14 protein-coding genes and 7 pseudogenes are annotated in these 16,753 nt (G+C 45.8%); 9 read left to right on the plus strand and 12 right to left on the minus strand.

Translation table 11 applies throughout. The annotated features are described in order from the left end of the window. The first annotated feature begins 4 nt into the window (after positions 1–4). Positions 5–1,316: pseudogene (gene aspS / locus JCM11216_RS03275) on the plus strand (aspartate--tRNA(Asn) ligase). On the opposite strand, the gene JCM11216_RS03280 reads toward aspS, so the two are convergent. The 4 genes and pseudogenes from JCM11216_RS03280 to JCM11216_RS03295 all read right to left on the minus strand — a co-directional run bounded on the left by JCM11216_RS03280 (position 1,317) and on the right by JCM11216_RS03295 (position 5,168). Next, complete coding sequence (locus JCM11216_RS03280) at positions 1,317–2,285, minus strand: hypothetical protein (RefSeq protein ID WP_054853296.1); 969 nt, start codon at positions 2,283–2,285, stop codon at positions 1,317–1,319. It lies immediately after the preceding pseudogene. Between the two features lie 201 nt (positions 2,286–2,486). Then, positions 2,487–3,839 carry an MFS transporter gene (locus JCM11216_RS03285; protein ID WP_243675035.1) on the minus strand — a complete coding sequence of 451 codons (1,353 nt, stop codon included), beginning with the start codon at positions 3,837–3,839 and terminating at the stop codon, positions 2,487–2,489. Between the two features lie 158 nt (positions 3,840–3,997). Continuing rightward, entirely contained in the window at positions 3,998–4,645 is a 648-nt protein-coding gene (locus tag JCM11216_RS03290) for a 50S ribosomal protein L18 (protein WP_054853298.1), read from the minus strand. Between the two features lie 63 nt (positions 4,646–4,708). Next, positions 4,709–5,168, minus strand: a pseudogene (locus JCM11216_RS03295) (50S ribosomal protein L19e). 284 nt (positions 5,169–5,452) lie between these two features. Between JCM11216_RS03295 and JCM11216_RS03300 the strand changes: the two are divergent. Both JCM11216_RS03300 and JCM11216_RS15850 read left to right on the plus strand, forming a co-directional pair. Further along, positions 5,453–5,931 (plus strand): annotated as a pseudogene (locus JCM11216_RS03300) (PaREP1 family protein). A gap of 176 nt (positions 5,932–6,107) precedes the next feature. Beyond that, a complete protein-coding gene (locus JCM11216_RS15850) occupies positions 6,108–6,296 on the plus strand; it encodes a hypothetical protein (protein WP_243675036.1) in 189 nt (62 codons plus the stop codon). 241 nt (positions 6,297–6,537) lie between these two features. Here the strand turns inward: JCM11216_RS15850 and JCM11216_RS03305 are convergent, their stop codons facing one another. From JCM11216_RS03305 to JCM11216_RS03315, 4 genes are all read right to left on the minus strand, one after another. Beyond that, positions 6,538–7,554 (minus strand): alcohol dehydrogenase catalytic domain-containing protein, encoded by a 1,017-nt coding sequence (locus tag JCM11216_RS03305; RefSeq protein ID WP_243675037.1) that lies wholly within the window; start codon positions 7,552–7,554, stop codon positions 6,538–6,540. 23 nt (positions 7,555–7,577) lie between these two features. Beyond that, positions 7,578–7,919, minus strand: coding sequence for a sulfite exporter TauE/SafE family protein (locus tag JCM11216_RS15855; RefSeq protein ID WP_243675038.1), 342 nt, complete (start codon positions 7,917–7,919; stop codon positions 7,578–7,580). Between the two features lie 11 nt (positions 7,920–7,930). Beyond that, positions 7,931–8,332 carry a TSUP family transporter gene (locus tag JCM11216_RS15860; protein ID WP_243675039.1) on the minus strand — a complete coding sequence of 134 codons (402 nt, stop codon included), beginning with the start codon at positions 8,330–8,332 and terminating at the stop codon, positions 7,931–7,933. Positions 8,333–8,546: 214 nt separating this feature from the next. Beyond that, entirely contained in the window at positions 8,547–9,428 is an 882-nt protein-coding gene (locus tag JCM11216_RS03315; RefSeq protein WP_054853299.1) for a fumarate hydratase, read from the minus strand. Positions 9,429–9,537: 109 nt separating this feature from the next. On the opposite strand from JCM11216_RS03315, the pseudogene JCM11216_RS03320 reads away from it, so the two are divergent. Further along, positions 9,538–10,169: pseudogene (locus JCM11216_RS03320) on the plus strand (FumA C-terminus/TtdB family hydratase beta subunit). A gap of 46 nt (positions 10,170–10,215) precedes the next feature. On the opposite strand, the gene JCM11216_RS03325 reads toward JCM11216_RS03320, so the two are convergent. Then, complete coding sequence (locus JCM11216_RS03325) at positions 10,216–10,986, minus strand: CBS domain-containing protein (RefSeq protein ID WP_054853300.1); 771 nt, start codon at positions 10,984–10,986, stop codon at positions 10,216–10,218. Positions 10,987–11,226: 240 nt separating this feature from the next. Here JCM11216_RS03325 and JCM11216_RS03330 point away from each other — a divergent pair. The 4 genes and pseudogenes from JCM11216_RS03330 to JCM11216_RS15875 all read left to right on the plus strand — a co-directional run bounded on the left by JCM11216_RS03330 (position 11,227) and on the right by JCM11216_RS15875 (position 13,392). Beyond that, positions 11,227–12,602, plus strand: a pseudogene (locus JCM11216_RS03330) (aldehyde dehydrogenase family protein). A 91-nt stretch (positions 12,603–12,693) separates the two neighbouring features. Beyond that, a complete protein-coding gene (locus JCM11216_RS15865; protein WP_243675040.1) occupies positions 12,694–12,981 on the plus strand; it encodes a hypothetical protein in 288 nt (95 codons plus the stop codon). Then, positions 12,978–13,202 carry a hypothetical protein gene (locus JCM11216_RS15870; RefSeq protein WP_243675041.1) on the plus strand — a complete coding sequence of 75 codons (225 nt, stop codon included), beginning with the start codon at positions 12,978–12,980 and terminating at the stop codon, positions 13,200–13,202. The genes JCM11216_RS15865 and JCM11216_RS15870 overlap by 4 nt, the downstream gene beginning before the upstream one ends. A gap of 19 nt (positions 13,203–13,221) precedes the next feature. Beyond that, entirely contained in the window at positions 13,222–13,392 is a 171-nt protein-coding gene (locus JCM11216_RS15875) for a hypothetical protein (protein WP_243675042.1), read from the plus strand. Between the two features lie 190 nt (positions 13,393–13,582). On the opposite strand, the gene JCM11216_RS03340 is transcribed toward JCM11216_RS15875, so the two are convergent. From JCM11216_RS03340 to JCM11216_RS03350, 3 genes and pseudogenes are all read right to left on the minus strand, one after another. Continuing rightward, positions 13,583–14,203 carry a hypothetical protein gene (locus JCM11216_RS03340; RefSeq protein ID WP_054853301.1) on the minus strand — a complete coding sequence of 207 codons (621 nt, stop codon included), beginning with the start codon at positions 14,201–14,203 and terminating at the stop codon, positions 13,583–13,585. Positions 14,204–14,224: 21 nt separating this feature from the next. Continuing rightward, positions 14,225–15,145: a hypothetical protein gene (locus tag JCM11216_RS03345; protein WP_054853302.1), complete on the minus strand. Its 921-nt coding sequence runs from the start codon at positions 15,143–15,145 to the stop codon at positions 14,225–14,227. After that, positions 15,138–15,949: pseudogene (locus JCM11216_RS03350) on the minus strand (50S ribosome-binding GTPase). The gene JCM11216_RS03345 and the pseudogene JCM11216_RS03350 overlap by 8 nt, the downstream one beginning before the upstream one ends. Before the next feature lie 58 nt (positions 15,950–16,007). On the opposite strand from JCM11216_RS03350, the pseudogene JCM11216_RS03355 reads away from it, so the two are divergent. Continuing rightward, positions 16,008–16,645, plus strand: a pseudogene (locus tag JCM11216_RS03355) (V-type ATP synthase subunit D). Positions 16,646–16,753 lie beyond the last annotated feature (108 nt).

A 16,753-nucleotide genomic window follows, 5' to 3' on the forward strand; every position in this document is an offset into this window, starting at 1 on the left:
AGTCGTGAGTTTTCCAAGGAAGACCCACTGGACTAAAGACGTAATCCCCCCCGAGCTTGATGGTAAAGAGGTCGTGTTGGCCGGCTGGGTCTGGGACATCAGGGACCTCGGTAATATAAAGTTTATACTGCTTAGGGATAGGGAGGGCACTATTCAATTAACGATAAAGAAGGGGGTGGTCTCAGACAGTGTTTGGTCATTGATTCAGTCACTGGGTAGGGAGGACGCGATTGTCGTTAAGGGGGTCGTCAGGGCAAGCAAGGTGGCTAAGGCCGGCGTTGAAGTTTTCCCGAGCGAGTACATGTCGTGGCTAAGTCGAAGGCATTACCAATAGATATATGGGGCTCGGTGGAGACCGACCTGGATACGAGGTTAAGGTATAGGTCTGTTGATCTTAAGAGACCTATTAATTCTCTGATATTTAGGGTAGAGAGTGAGGTTGTACATGCAATACGTGATACATTGTATGGCCAGGGTTTCATTGAGGTGTTTACCCCCCCAAAGATAATAGTGACTAGCACCGAGGGCGGTGCTGAGTTATTCACGGTTCAATACTTTGAAAGAGTTGCTTACCTAGCCCAGAGCCCACAGCTCTATAAGGAGGAGTTAACGGCGAGTCTCGAGAGGATCTTCGAAATAGCGCCTGCCTATAGAGCTGAGAAGCATAACACGAATTATCATCTCAACGAGTTCATATCGGTGGATATCGAGGAGGCCTTCGCCAATTACACGGACGTGATGGCGGTTCTTGAGGACGTGATAGTCAATGTATACGATAGGGTCAATAAGATGTTTGGCAATGAGTTGGCGAGGTACGGCATTGAGATTAAGATTCCCAGGAAACCCTTCAGGAAGATAACCTATGACGAGGCCTTAGACATACTGGGTAGGAGGGGTTTGAAAGTGAATTGGGGTGATGACGTGCCTAAGAATGGTATGGAAATCCTAAGTGAGGAGTTCGGCGAGCCATTCTTCATAATACACTTCCCAACGGACCTAAGGGCATTCTACACAAAGCCCCCCCTCGACTCGGATCCAAAAATCAGTGAGTCATTCGACCTAGTCATGGGTGGCCTAGAGATAGCGTCAGGGAGTAGTAGAATTCACATTAAGGAACAATTGATAGAGGCGTTAAGGAAGAGGGGGCTTAATCCTGAGAGCTTCGAAAGCCACTTAATGGTTTATGACTATGGAATGCCGCCACACGCCGGTTGGGGGCATGGGGGCTCTACAGACTATTAATGGTATTATTGAAGAGAGATAATATTCGTGAGGTCGTGCTTTACCCAAGGGATAGGTTCAGGCTTGAGCCATAGCTATATCACCTTCCTCTTCCCAACAACCCTAGTCATTAAGTGTGGGTTAATGAATGTCACATAGCTTTTAGACACAATGTTTGGCGATGAAGTAATTTCCTCATTTACCTGCATAGGTAAGTAATAGCTTATTAATTGTGGCTTTCTCCATGCGTTATTTCTATTCAATTCAATATTGAGCGATAATATTGAAATAATTAGCAATATCCATGCCATCGAGTTCATTGGTAATCGCTGTATTGGTAATGAAGCTATTAATGAACTAATAGTCTCCATGGAGGATGTTAACGAAGTCTCAACAGGGCCTATTCGCCTAATTGATTCTGCGTATAACATGTAAGGTATTACATTACCAACCAATGCCAGTATTAATGGGTAATAGGGGGGGTTATCGAGACCGAGAGTTAATACTAGTGGATTCCGTATTATTAAGTATGAAATAATGAGGGTACCAAGTGATTGACCAAGTACAAAATTAATAATATCAATATCATTAATTCCTGCAAGGGCTATCGTGTATACGAAATTCATGACCATGAGAAGCAGCGCCACATAAATGGAATCACCATAGCCCTGGAACAATAGGTATAGGGCCCCGAGCAGGGTAATCGCCGATACCAGGTACCTCACGTTAATGCTCCTATTATTGATGTAATCAAGGATTATCAGTGGTATTATGTAGCTTGAGCTCACGAGGGCGGTTAATCCACCAACACCACCCGACAAGTCAGTGTATAAGTAAACAATTGCGTAATTGATTGGCGACAATAGTAAACCCTTAATTATCGATTTCTCATCATAACCATGAAATAGCGATGCTATGAGAAGCAAAACCGTGGAAAATAGATAGCTTAAGGCAATTAACTCATTTATGCGGTATAGTCCCAGTGCTAAGTAAGTAATTGGGTACGAGACTCCCCCCCACAAAGCCGAGGCAAGCATCGCCAATGCCAAGTACCGCTTAGTCATAGGACTCACCGCGAGTTTGGGCTTTAAGGAAGAGAGCGAAACTTTCACTGTGCTTGATAATTAAAAATCTTTCTAAATCAATTTCTTAGAATTCTAGTGGTAATTCGATAAGTTATTTCATGATAACCCATTGGGGGGGTATTTAACTAATATTTCAGTTCGTAATATCCATTGGTTTTAAGAAGGTATGGGGGGGCTTCATTACCTACGGTCGGCTGCCTTGTCAAGTGCATGTATTGGTAACCCCCTGGTCTCAATACCAAAAATGAACCAAGCCAACGCTGCCAGGAAACCCACTACGTAGAGTATTAGGTTTGAGAGCAGGTATACGTAGGTGTTTGCGGAGGCAAGTAGATAATAGATGAGGAACACATACATTGCCCACGCAATGAGCCTAACAATGCCAACCCAGGTAGCCCTATTTCTAGTTGGGTATAGCTCAGGCTCTAAGAGCACCCTAACTGCCCAACCAAGCTCACTGAATACCATGTTTAGGAATAGTAATGTATAGAATATGGTTAAAGATGATGCAAGGACACTTTTAGTCATTACACCGTATATTATGAATATCGGTACCATGGTTAATAACCCACCCAGGAACGAAACCAGGGTGAAGGTCTTCCTACTTAACTTATCGACGACCAACCCAATCAAACCAGCAATTGAAGCACCCACGTTGGCCCACAGTAACACTTGCGTAGCCAACACTTCATTATTTGAGAATGGTAATGATGGCAGGTAAACAATGTAAAAGGCCATTAATCCATAGGTCGCCAACTGGGATACACCGAGGAGAGATAGCACTAGTGTCCTAAACCACAAAGGCGGAAATCTAACGCCCTGTTCAGAGCCTTCGGTGAGGGCGTATGATAAGCCGTACTCACTGGCTATCCTCTCAGCCTCACTAACCCGGCCCTTAACGGCAAGCCACCTAACCGATTCGGGCGTTACTAACCTAATAATCACCGCTACTATCAAGACAATTATCGCGGAACCAATCATGGTCCAGGTAGCGGATAACTGGGTACCCCTCATCAACGCCAGCAATAGTATCGCCGATGCTATGGCCGCGCCTATGTTATCGAAATTCGTCATTAAGACGAGTATCGATCCCCTGTAATTATACGGCATTAACTCCGTAGCCGCGGCGAGTGCTGGTGGTTCCTCACCACCAACGCCTATTTCGGCCAGTATATATGATATAACGAATGGTATAAAGGCCTCCGATGCAGGTATTATATTTGATAGGAGTATTGACAAACCCATGCCTATTAACCCAATCGTATATAGGCTCATCGTATAGGCATATATGCCCCCCCTCCTACCGACAATATCCGCCAACCTACCCATGAGCACATTACCGATCATTAGGGATATCGGCCCAAGAGCTACGGAGATGGGCACTAAGAACTTGGGTATGTACTTGGAGAAGTAGTAAATTGACATGACACCGCTCGCGGTCACAAATCCCCCCCATATTAAGAACGTGAGTGAGTAGCTCACGAACATAACATAGTGAATCCCCGATAATCCCAAGTCCTCGGATGTTTTCATATCAATCACTCTTTTATTATCCATTAATAACATATTTATTTTTAAAGATTACTCGAGAATACAATCACTTAAATTGTCGATGAATGACCAATGAATGTACCGCCAAGAGGAACCTATGACTGAGAGAAAACAGGAATAGGTGATTGAGAAGCTTAACCTTACTCCTCCTCAGCCTCCTGGGGGGGCACCTCTATGTTCAGTTTCTTAAACCAACCCATGTAATAGTTCTTAATCCTATCCCTAACCTCCTCAAAGTGCTTCGGCAAATCAACAGGATCCAAACCCTTAGCCAAGTACTGAGAAAAGCGGGTCTTATACAACGCCTCATTCTCGCCCTTAAGCTTCTCCACGTACTCAGCAATGTGCTTACCACTTATCCTATCCTCATCGGGGAGTACCTCCTCGCCATGGGGGGGCACCTCAAGACCTGCGTCGAGTGCGCCCTTAAGAACCGCGAAGACACGGGCGCCCTTAATCGGCCTATGAAGCCCAATGTCAAGTATCACCTTCTTAACGCCCTTGAGCAACGCCTTATAACCAACTATTAAGCCCACGAGGTACGCACTCGAAGTATTCTTCAAACCACCTTTCCAACCAAAACCTGCCAATTCCTTAGACGTGGCGCTCACGATAATCTCGTCACCCATAACCCTAGGCACAACGACCTGGGCAATAATGTACCTATTCGTCCTCCTAACAACAAGCCTAGGCAAGCCACTCTTAATCATCTCCCTACGCTTGTAATAATTCGTCTTACCCTCCCTCCTACGTCTAAACCTGACTTTATAGCGTCCGGTCCTTGCCATGTTCGTAAAACCAAGAAGATAATCACTTAATAAGTATTTCTAGGATAGAGAAGCAGGCTATTTTTACCGCTGTTGCTTAAGGAGGTTATTGCTAATTAGGTATGCCCTAAGTGACGCCACACTGTCGAACCTGCCACCCTTAACCTGCAGGTAAAGCTCCCTCCAGGTCCTAGCATCAATCAATCCCCCCCTCCTCTTTAGCGAGTTTAAGTACCTCCTCAATGCCCTGACCCTCCCAATCCAAGCCTCCTTAGGGTCGAGCCTAGCGTACTTACTACCCTTCCTACTACCAACGCCCCCCCCTCCTCCTACCCTTCCTCCTCTTCTCATGCAGTTCACGCCACCTACCCCCCCTACTAACACCCTTGGCATACTCAGCGTATATCAGGCCCTCCTTAATCAAAGCCCTAACGTCAGCCTTTGTGGTAACCTCCTCAAGCCTATCAATAGCCTCAGGGCTAATCCTAACCCGCGACTCACCAACACCAAGCACCTCAGCGGCCAATTTCTTAACGTCAACCATCAGTGGCTTGCTGCAAATGCGGTTTTTAAGTGTTTACTTAACACATATATCTCCATTAATGAAAACTTAACCTTATAACCAAGCAAAAACTTGCCAATCAAACACATTGATGCTTACTCTAATGCCAACAGGATAATACACAATACGAAGCTATTAAGCATGAATATTAAGGCTTGTTAGGAGGCATTTGAGGCTTGGTGGTTATGTGTCGCTTAAGGTCCACGGTGATTTAGACGTGCCCTATAGGTGGAGGGTTTAAATTTTAGGCTGTGGCGTTTATGTACGTGGCATTAACACTATCACCAACAATTGCTGAGCTACTTAGGGAGTTGGCTGGTGGTAGGGATGTTGAGGAGTTCATAGTTAATTTAGTGGTGGAGAGGCTTGATCCCCCCCTCGTAGAGTTGAGGTTTACCTAAGGCTTCATGAGGACTACTTAAGGAGTGCTGAGGACTTATACACCAAGGGTGACTTAACTCAAGCCAGTGAGAAGTACTGGGGGGGTGCGGTTACGGCTTTACTCAACGCCATAGCCGAATTAAGAGGTTGGGAGCACTACAGCCACAGGGACTACGACGTAATAATTGATAAGCTATATGGGGGGGAGACTGGCGACAGGTTCATCATTCTTAACTTTAGCGTTGCCGAGAGATTGCATGCCAATTTCTACCATAATTTCATAGATAGAAAGACATTCGAAGTCCATAGGCAAGCAGTTTTAGAATTGATAGAGAAACTGAAAGAATTAATAAAATCAAAATGAACTAATGTTAAACAATTCACATCATTAGATCGCCGCAATTACAGAATTCTTTTAATAAGCTGGCTGGTGATGGGATATTAAGGAATTCATGATTAAACCGTACTTAAAGCTTCACGGGGGGGACTACCTCAGGGTTGCCGAGGAGCTTTATGCTAAGAGCGATCTGGTGCAGGCTGGTGAGAGTACTAGAGTGCCGTGACGGCACTGTCGAATGCCGAGACGAGTTGAGGAATTGGGACCATTATAACCATAGGGATTATGACGTAATAATTGAAAGACTTTATGAGGAGATCAAGGACAAGCCCATACTCATTGACTTCAGAACGGCTGAAGGACCCACGCAAACCTTTACCATAACCTCATGAGTAAGGTAAGCTTTAAAATCCATAGAAGGGCTACATTAGAATTAATAAGGAAGTTAAAGGAATTAATAGACCTTATTTAACCAAGGACCTAGAATTTATATGGATCCAGCAATTGAGAGTTATATTAAACATGATGAGTATTACAATGGACAATTATTGACAGGAATTTCAAATAATATAGTTTGATTGATGCAAGTTCCGACTTATAACTGAGTCTTTCACGGCATGAGTAATACCTTGCCTACTCTATCCTCAGCCTTAAACATGGCGTCGAATGCCTCCTTAACCTTGTCAAGCTCATCCTTGAGTAGATCAGCGCCTTAATTCTGCGTTTACTGAGTAGGTCAAGCAGCTTGATGAGCTCGACCCTTGTACCACCTGTTGAGCCTATTACAGCGACTTCCCTTGAGTAAAGCGATGGCAGGTTGAGCATGACATCTCCGCCGGTTAGCGCGCCTACGGTCACCCACCTACCATAGCGCGCAACCAATTGGAAGCTTAGGTTCCAGGTTGCTTGGCCAACGGCATCAACCACCAAGTCAGCGCCAAGCCCATTGCTTAACTCGTTCACCAACGCTTGAGTCTCCTCCGGCGTTACCACGTAGTCGGCGCCTAGCCCCATTAATGCATCCCTGACCTTGCTTGCCTTACGGCTTACCGCTATGACTGTGGCACCGGCTAGTTTTGCGAATTGAATGGCGTAACTACCCACGTTACCCGTGGCTCCAAATACGACGACCAACTCGCCGGGTTTTACACCGGCCCTGTCAAAGACCATGTGCCAGGCGGTTAATGCACCAACGGGTAATGTCGCCGCCTCATCAAGACTGACGCTCTTCGGAACTCTTATTGCATTAGTTGCAGGCACAACCGCGTACTCCGCGAATCCACCATTAGTCACAACGCCTATTAACCCACCATTCACGCACAACTCCTCATGCCCAATTAAGCAATACCTGCAGGTGCCATCGAATAGCCTGTTGTAGATCACGACCTCATCACCGACGGTAACGCCCTTAACGTTTGAGCCGACCTCCTCAATCACGCCGGCAAACTCTGCACCGGGTATATGCGGCATTGGTTTACCGCCCCTATTTATTGTGAAGTAATCCACTGGATTAACGCCCGCGAACTTAACTCTAACCAGGACTTCATTTGGTCCTGGCTTTGGCGCTTCGATTTCAATTACCCGTATATTCTCCATACCTGGTTTATCAAATACCACTGCGCGCATCAATGCTCTCCTAATTAACTTCAATTTAAGACAGTATGCGGTAGTTTTCAAATTCTTGACACATACGGTATGGAGTAAAGACCCATGATTGCCGTGATTGAGGCAATCATGAGTTTAATGTAACGTTCAGGGAATCTCCTTTGGGTGATCGTGCCTAGGTAAATACCGACCATACCACCCAACCCCCCCATGAATATTCCATTAACCATGTCAGGTGGATAGCCGATATATGTATATAGTGTAGTTCCGATTATCGATACTATAAACGTGACGATTAATGTCGGCCCTGAAACTACGTAGGCCGACAACCCCCCCATGGGACCCATTAGTATTGGCGATAGGATAGGTGCGCCGCCGATACCGTATGCACTACTTACGATGCCGACCAATACCGTGACTATTACCAATAGCGGGATTCTAACCCTGTACGTACTGCCCCCCCGGTCGTGGTAATTATAAGTGATGATTTATTACGATTACAGCGTATCACTGCCTCATAGGTATGAACCTCTTTTATAAGCAGAGAACTCAGTACGAGTTCTACGGCGAGCACCAGCAGCAGAGTGCCCATGAAGTAGGAGAATACGTACTTACTAGTTAGGTAATGCCCTCTTAGCCAAGCCCCCCCCAATGCCGCGCTAATCGATGATCCTATGACCAACACTAACGTGAATGACGCGGCAATTCTCTTTTCACGGACATATTTATAAATGCTTAATGGTATTGAAACTAGGTTATACATTAGGTTTGTGCTTGTTATTACTGGGTTCGTAGTGCCGAGAATATATGATTGTATTGGCAATAATAGGTAGGCCCCCCCGATATTCCTCCCTGGGATGCTACAAAGGATATAACCAATGCTATGAGAAATAATTCAATGAGCTTGAATAGGTCGATACTCATGGGTTTCAAGGATCCGATTAAGATGCGACGCCTTAAATTTTATTCTACATCAATGCACAATCATTTTAGGAATTATTGACTGCCCCTTTTAGGTCGGGATGGGGGGGTTAAGGTCATGCAGGTCTTACTTCATACTTGCCGTCAGGATACACGACAGCCCTAGCCCTCCTGGTTGCCCAGCAGGAGAAGACTATGCCTATTGCGAAGGTTGCCGGGTGTCTGTAGGCGTACTCAATGTGTACGTCTAACGCAGTCACATTACCTCCAGTTCCATGCGCGCCAATACCCAGCTTATTAATGGCGTTCAGCAGGGCTTCCTCTATCTTCGCTACGTCGGAGTTATTATTCCTAGAACCAATGGGCCTAAGCACCGCCGCCTTCTTGGCTAGTTTGGCCGCAACATCTAGGTTAGGGCCTATGCCTATACCAACAATGACCGGTGGACATGGCATTGGACCAGCATCTATCACAGCATTGAGAACAAGCTCTGGCAGTCTCTCCCAGGCATTGCCTGGCGGAACAACAAATGCCTTGCTGGGTAATTCAGTGCCACCACCCTTCGGCGTATAAATCATTTCCAGGTAATTCCCATCGAATAACTCAACATCAAAGACTGGTATTCCAATACCAGTATTGTCCCCGGGATTCTTCTCCGTTAGTGGATCCACCGAGTTGGACCTAAGTGGTAATTCCTTAGTGACCTCCCTGACGGCCTCCGTGAGTATCGAGAATAACTTACTCCTAATGGGGGGGAAGCCATCGCCAAGTTTTATGAAGAAGGTTGGGACGCCGGTGTCCTGGCACACGGCGGCCGTGTACTTCTGTGCCAATTCGATATTAGTTAATATGGCATTTAACTGAACCTTGCTTGGTTCATGCATCTCAACCTTGACAGCATTCCTTAATGCGTTAACGACATCCTCAGCCGGCGATACGCTGGCCATCCTTATTATCTTCTTAGCGGCCTCTTTAACCACATCCTCAAGGCTCGGCATATGTGGGCACCACTTTACTTGTATTAAAGCTTTAATCCTATGTTTGTTTATAGAAAATACTTAGAAGAATGCTTAATTATACCCAACCTGAGTGACTTAATTGGTAGGTATGGGTACGTACTACCTTAAAACACCAATATCAGATGATGACATTACTAAATTAAGGGTTGGCGATACAATATACGTAAGCGGCACCCTAATCAGCGCCAGGGATGCCGCGCATGTGAGGATGGTTGAGTTACTACATAGGGGGGGTGAGAAACTACCCGTGGACCTAAGGGGGGGCGGCGTTATTTACCACGCGGGGGGCCCGTGGCTCTTAAGCAGGGTGATACCTGGAGGATAGTGAGTATGGGACCAACTACCAGTGCCAGGATGGATGACTTCGAGCCGGAGGTCATTGAGAAGTTGGGTGTTAAGTTGGTCATTGGTAAGGGTGGCATGGGTCCAAAGACCACGGAGGCCATGAAGAAGTTCAAGGCGGCCTATGCAATATTCACGGGTGGCGCCGGCGTCCTGGCGGCCCAGGCAATAAAAAGGGTCATTGGTGTTCACTGGCTTGACTTGGGTATTGCAGAGGCAATGTGGGTTCTCGATGTTGAGAATTTCGGCCCATTAACCGTGATAATTGATTCATACGGTAATAATTACTATGAGGACTTGAGGAAGAACGTTAGGAGTAAAGTGCCTGAGCTGAGTAAGGAGGTCGTTAACACTATAAAGAATGTAATTAAGATATAGATGAGCGTGGCGGTACATAATTTAAATTAATTCCTCCATCTCACAATCACTTAACCATGCTCTTAACAACATCATGCTCAGTGATTATACCCATTAATCTACCAGTCTCAACAATTGGTAGTGAACCAAGGTTATTCCTCCTCATTAACCTAATGGCATCAACCAATGACGCGGCGCTATCAATGGTCACTGGATTATGACTCATTAACCTTGATACGGCAATGTTGAGGTCAACCTGACCCCTCAACTTATAGTACCTAACCACGTACCTCAGTATGTCCTTAACCGTCATAATACCAAGCAACCTATCCTGATCCGTAATCAGTAAATGCCTAATGCCGTGCTTAACCATAACCTCCATGGCAAAGGCCAATGAATCATCCTCGCCAATCCTCACAGGATTCCTATTAGCAACCTCATGAACCCTATACCTCATGAATGATTGTTCAGGCATTTTGTTGATCACATCACGCTCAGTGACAATACCGACTAATTCACTTCCTTTAAGCACGAGTGCGTGGTCAACACCAACATCAAGCATTTTCCTAATCACGGTCACAGCATCATCATTGTGCGACACAGTAAGGAATTTACCACTACCGTACTTAACCACGGGTTCCCTTAGGGCATTAATACCATTATTAACAATCCCATTGATTATCCCCCCCAACGCCGTCAATACGGACCTCACGGAACCACCCTCAATAATCGGTAAGTGCCTAAACCCGTGATCGACCATTAACTGTACGGCAATGGCTAATTCCCGATTAGGGTCTATGGAGAATACGCTACCCGTCATTAACTCCTGCGCATTCATTAATTAGGAATAGCTATTCTCCAGTTTAAGTATTTCTAATCATTAAACCCGCTAAATGAAGTAGTACCCAGAAGACTTATTTTAAGGCCATTAAGAGCGTGATTAATGCAGGCAATAACCATAAACATACTCGGCCCCGTAACATTGCCAGATTTTCCCAGGGAATTCCACGACACAATGACCAAGTTCGGCGTCTTCCGAGCCTTTATTACTGGTTCATGGATTGACTTCGGGAGTTACATGCCGGTTAAGTCGCCAATAAATGGCGAGGTGATAGCCCAGGTAAACAAATTAGGCGCTGAGCACGTTAATTCAGCCATAGAGAGACTTCACTACTCATGGCAGTCGCTCAAGGCAATACCGGCGCATAAGCGCGCCGATATGCTGATAAAGGTGGCAGACTTTATCGAGGAATACAAACAGCTGTTTAGGGATGTACTAATCATTGAAGGCGGGAAGCCCATCAATGAGGCTGAGGGCGAGGTTAACTCAACAATAACCAGGCTCAGGATGATTCACCAGGACTTGGGCAGGTTATTAAACGTAGGCATTCCAGGCGAGTACGGGGGGGCAGGTACGGAGAATAAGTACGCGGTGGTTGTTAGGGAGCCCATAGGCGTGGTCGCGGCAATAGCCCCCATTTAATTATCCATTATTCACATCAATTGTAAAGATAGCCACAGCCCTCCTGGCAGGCAACCCCCGTGATATTTAAGCCATCGAGTTACACGCCAATAACTGGCGTGTTAATAGCCAAGGCCATCGAATACGCGGGGGGGCTCGGTAATTACTTCGCAATGGTTACAGGACCTGGAGCAACGGTTGGCGATGCCATGGTAACGCACCCACTGGTCAGGGCAATCACGCTAACGGGCAGTACAGAGACGGGGCTTAGGGTCGTGAGGATGGCTGGCCTAAAGAAGCTGCAGCTTGAGCTTGGTGGTAAGGCGCCCGCCATTGTCCTTGAGGATGCGGATTTAAGGGACGCCGCTAAAAAGATAGTCACGGGTTCACTTAGGCTCTCTGGTCAGCGTTGTGACGCAATCAGTAGGGTCATCGCCATGGATGATATTGCTGACGAGCTAATCAACTACATAACTAAGGAGGTAAGTGAGTGGGTTGTTGGCGACCCACGTGATCCAAAGGTTAGGGTTGGCCCATTAATAGATACCAATGCCGTTGAGAGAGTTCATTCAATGATTGATGATGCATTAATGAAGGGAGGCAAGTTAATTCACGGCGGCAAGTACTGGCTCACTTATCATGAACCTACCGTGGTTGATAACGTAAACAGGAAGTCAAGGCTCGCGCTCGAGGAGACCTTCGGGCCAGTAATACCCATCATAAGAGTTAAGTCCGTTGATGAGGCCATTGAGGTGGCCAACGAGGTCATTTACGGGCTCGACGCCGCCGTGTTTGGGCGTGACGTGGGCACACTATGGAGGGTGGCAAGGTCTCTTGAGGTTGGTGAGGTCACGATAAACGACTTCCCAAGGCATGGACTCGGCCTATTCCCCTTTGGTGGCGTAAAGGAGTCTGGATTCGGTCGTGAGGGAGTTGGATTTAGTGTGGAGGATGTTACTGAGTTGAAGACTATAGTCATAACGTATGGTTGATCAGTCCCTGACCCATCATTCATTGGTGTTCATCCGCCGCTGAAGTTTCATCATCCGCAAAACACTATAAGTGGGTGTTAAAATGCATTTATTGAGGATGAGTTTAAGGGAGAGGCTTGTTAAGGCGTTGATAATCGTCTCTAGGGATGGGGTTTTCACGCGTGAGTCTCTTAAGTCGGTGTCGGGGCTTGGTGATTCCATGGTCGATGAGTTCATAGGCTCGCTGATTAATGATGGGGTTTTAGTTAGGGTTGGTGATGGCTATAAGTCGGTCATGCCGCCCCCCCATAGGTTAATTAAGTACTTCGTGGATAAGGGTGTTTATGTTGATCTTGAGTCGGTATCGACGTACCTGCCTGGGATGAGTTTGAGGCCTTGATTAGGCTCGTGTTTGAGGAGTGGGGGGGGTTTAGGGTTGTTAGTAGGCTTAGGGTTCCCGTGGCTGGTTCTAGGGTTGAGTTCGATGTAATAGCCTATAGGAGGCCCTGGGTATTGCTGATAGAGGCTAAGCGTTGGAGGAGGGTCTCGTCATCGATACGGCAGATAGTGGATAGCACTTGGAGAAGGTTGGGTTGGTTGCCAGGGAACCTGAGGTTTTGATGAGTAGGATTGGCGTTAATTGGGTGAGGCGTTGCTTGTGCCTGTGGTTATTACTTGGCATAGGGCATCCATGGAATTACTGGATGGCATACCCATAGTTAGTATTTACCAGGTTAACTCCTTCATTAACGGATTTGATGGTATAATTGATAGTGTTAGGACGTTTAGGGTCTCCTGGAGCCATCTATGACGTTAATGAATTATTATTTATCCAGCCCACTATCCCCTGTTAAACCTGTTTTTCCTTGCGTGATGTAATTTTTACATAGCATTCGGGGGGGCATGCGTAGACCTTGAAGGTCATGCTGAGTTCCTTAGCTTCATAGTCAACGATACGGTATTCCCTAACCCTCCTTAGGCAGAAGAAACAGATTACGCCCTTATTGCTGGTTTTCCTCATTATCCTCAGACTGCTCTGTTTCTTCCTCACTCTTAAGCATAATGGTTAGACTCATTAATTGGTCAATATCCGTGTACATGTCTCCCACGGTTGTCTTCTCTCGGTATAACCAAGTGCTCATCATGAGTAGTACTGTACTTATTAGGTAGGTTATTGAAGAGAATCCCACATAGGCGTTAACACCAACAATTATTGATTGATTTATTGAGTTCTCACCTAGGGAAATCTGGGTTGGTATGGGTAGCGAGAATATGAGGGCCACTATGAGCATTAGGATTATTCCGAAGAACAGTGGGTCTGAAACATCGATACTGTAATTTCTCTTAATCAGTAACAGGACTATTGAAATTATTATACCTATGAAGACGAATATCGGCGATAAGTAATCGACTGTGTCTATAAATGATGAATAACCCTTAATGGGTATCAACGTTAATGAACCGTTAGTATCACTAATGATTAACTTCAGTCCAGGTGTTACGTTGACAACATCATTAAAATTAGACACTGCTGCATTAGTTATTGGTAATGCAACCCTTATATTAGACATTATGAGTATTATTATGCCAATGACTATGAATACCATTATGACCTTTCTCATTGTTTATCGCCTATAGGGTTATCACTCTGTTTTAAGGTTTTCTCTATCAATTCCTAATTCAGCGTCTGAAACGCCATGCTTAATTCTATTTCTAACAGCACCCTTAATATAATAAACTAACGTATAATCATTGTTAACCCACCTATTTACATTATCAATCAATGAGTCAATGGGATTTCTCGCAAATAACGGTTCAAGCAACTTCCTATTAGTTTCTAAGCGCCTAATTACGCTTGATGGGTCGGCATAAAGGGTCAGGAAGTCATAAACCCTAGCGAGTGGTATTGCCGATAGCTTAGTTGACCAATGCAGGGAAAGAGGTACCCTATACATCCTTACCTTAAGCATTGTGTTGCCGCCAATAATGATATCATTGCCGTAAGCCTGGAATAAATCAAAGGACTTCATACTCCTATTCACAACCTCATTTATTAAGTTAACGAAGGACCTCATCTCCTCATTATCAACTTCCTTGGATAGCGGGGGGGCAATAACCTTGAACCCATTCATTCCATCGAATATTACTGCATTATTCACCAAACCAACGTATTCGAAGGTAACCCGTACTACGCTGACTATTAAGTCCATGAGTTCCAATCCCCCCCTATCAATCATCCAAACCTTTCTACCACCCTTAACATCGATTATAGCCATGTCAATGCCCCCCCTTGATAATGCAGTACCCACGGAGGCCATGAAGTCAATACCGCCAGCCCTGACGTACCTGATCAACTCATCCTTACTATTAATAATAATTGGTAATTTACTCCCATCCTCATGCCTAACCCTGGTCATTAAAACAGCGGAATCACCGATCTGTCTAATAATGGCGGTTCTCCTATTCGCTAGGAAATTAATCATTAAATCACCAACAATGTCGTAATACTTAAGGGGGGGCCTAACGGACGGCTTAATCACCATTGGCACGAGCCTCCTAGGCATTGCCAATCACCCCCCCAGGCCTGTAGTAGTAAGTTAATTTACCGAGTATCCAATCCCTAATCACGGCAATGGCAGCTCCCTAGTATTCACCTTACCACCCTTCAGGAGCAACCCCCTCCTTCTACCGACTAGTTCCAGGAGTTCCATTGGGTCCTCCGCATCAACACCATATCTATCCATAAATGCCTTGGGGGGGTTGAACGACTTAATCCTCATTATTAACTTTACCGCCGGTAAAACAGGATCCTCAAGTTTGGAGGGGGGGTCTATGGCGCCCTTAATAATGAGCAATGCCTCATCCTTAACCTCCTCAGGCGGTATAACACCGGGCGTGTCTATGACTATGAGCCACTGCTTGGCCTTGACTATCTGCTCGCCGATGGTCCAACCAGGCACTGGGCTTGTCTCGGCAACATGCCTACCCTTTAGGTAATTAATTATTGTTGACTTACCCACGTTCGGATAACCAACCACGGAGACCCTGACGGGAAGCCTGGGCGCATGTTGCTTAATACTGACGATAAGCTTCCTAGTTCCAAGCCTATTCTTGGCGCTTATGAACACCGTGGGGGGGTACTCCCGCCCGATGTATTCCTTCCACTCCTTAAGCACGTCAATAGGCACTAGGTCAGCCTTGTTAATCACTATTATTAACGGCTTACCCAACTTACCCAGCAACTCCTCAACCCTCTTGTTCCTCGTCTCCACGGGATCCCTGGAATCAATAACCTCAAGTACCAAATCACTCATTTCCAGGACATTCCTAACCCTCCTCCAAGCCTCGGTTTGGCTTACCCTACTCATTCATTGGACCTTATGCTTATGTAATAATGTTTAAAAATATAAAACGTACCCTAACTACGTGGCCTTTGAGAGACCAATACCATCAAGGTTAACCCTATTGAGACTTAGAAATCAGGAGAGGCTTTATAGGAGTATTAAGAAGACGGTTGAGGACGCGAGGAATGCAACCATACAGAGGATTAGGGCGATAATACCCAAGCTCGAGAGCGCAAGAAAGAGTGTTTATGATGAGCTAGAGAAGGCATCACTAGCGCTTAAGGCCGCCATTTCAAAGATGAGCATTGAGGATTACGGAAAGTTAAGCGAGGTTGTAAGACCATCAGTTGATGTGGAGTTTACGGACATAATAATGGAGGGGGGGCTTAAGTTCAGGGGGGGCTTGAGTTTAGGGGGGGCGTTTCGAGTCCTAACTATGGCATATTCGCAATACCGCCGGAACTTGATAGCGCCTTGTACGGTATTTATAACAACTTCAGGGCAATCTCGGAAATGATGAACCTAGAGAGCCTATTCTATACGTTACTGGCTAGGGTCAGGGAGTACCAAAGAATGGTGAATGCCATAGACAATGTATTACTACCCAGGATTGTCGAGAACGCGAGGTTCGTCAGGCTCAAGCTTGATGAGGATGAACGCGAGGAGTTCGTCAGGAGGATAGTGATTAATAGGCTCCTTGAGTCATTAGGTAGGCGTTGACTTGGTAAGTAAGGCTTAAGTACTTCATAGTGGCTTTAAACGCAATGAAGACAGGAGGGATGCACCGAGCGGTGACGAAGGATTTGAACGCTGATTACCAACCCCCCC

Source organism: Vulcanisaeta distributa JCM 11216, from assembly GCF_001315985.1.
GTDB lineage: Archaea > Thermoproteota > Thermoprotei > Thermoproteales > Thermocladiaceae > Vulcanisaeta > Vulcanisaeta distributa_E.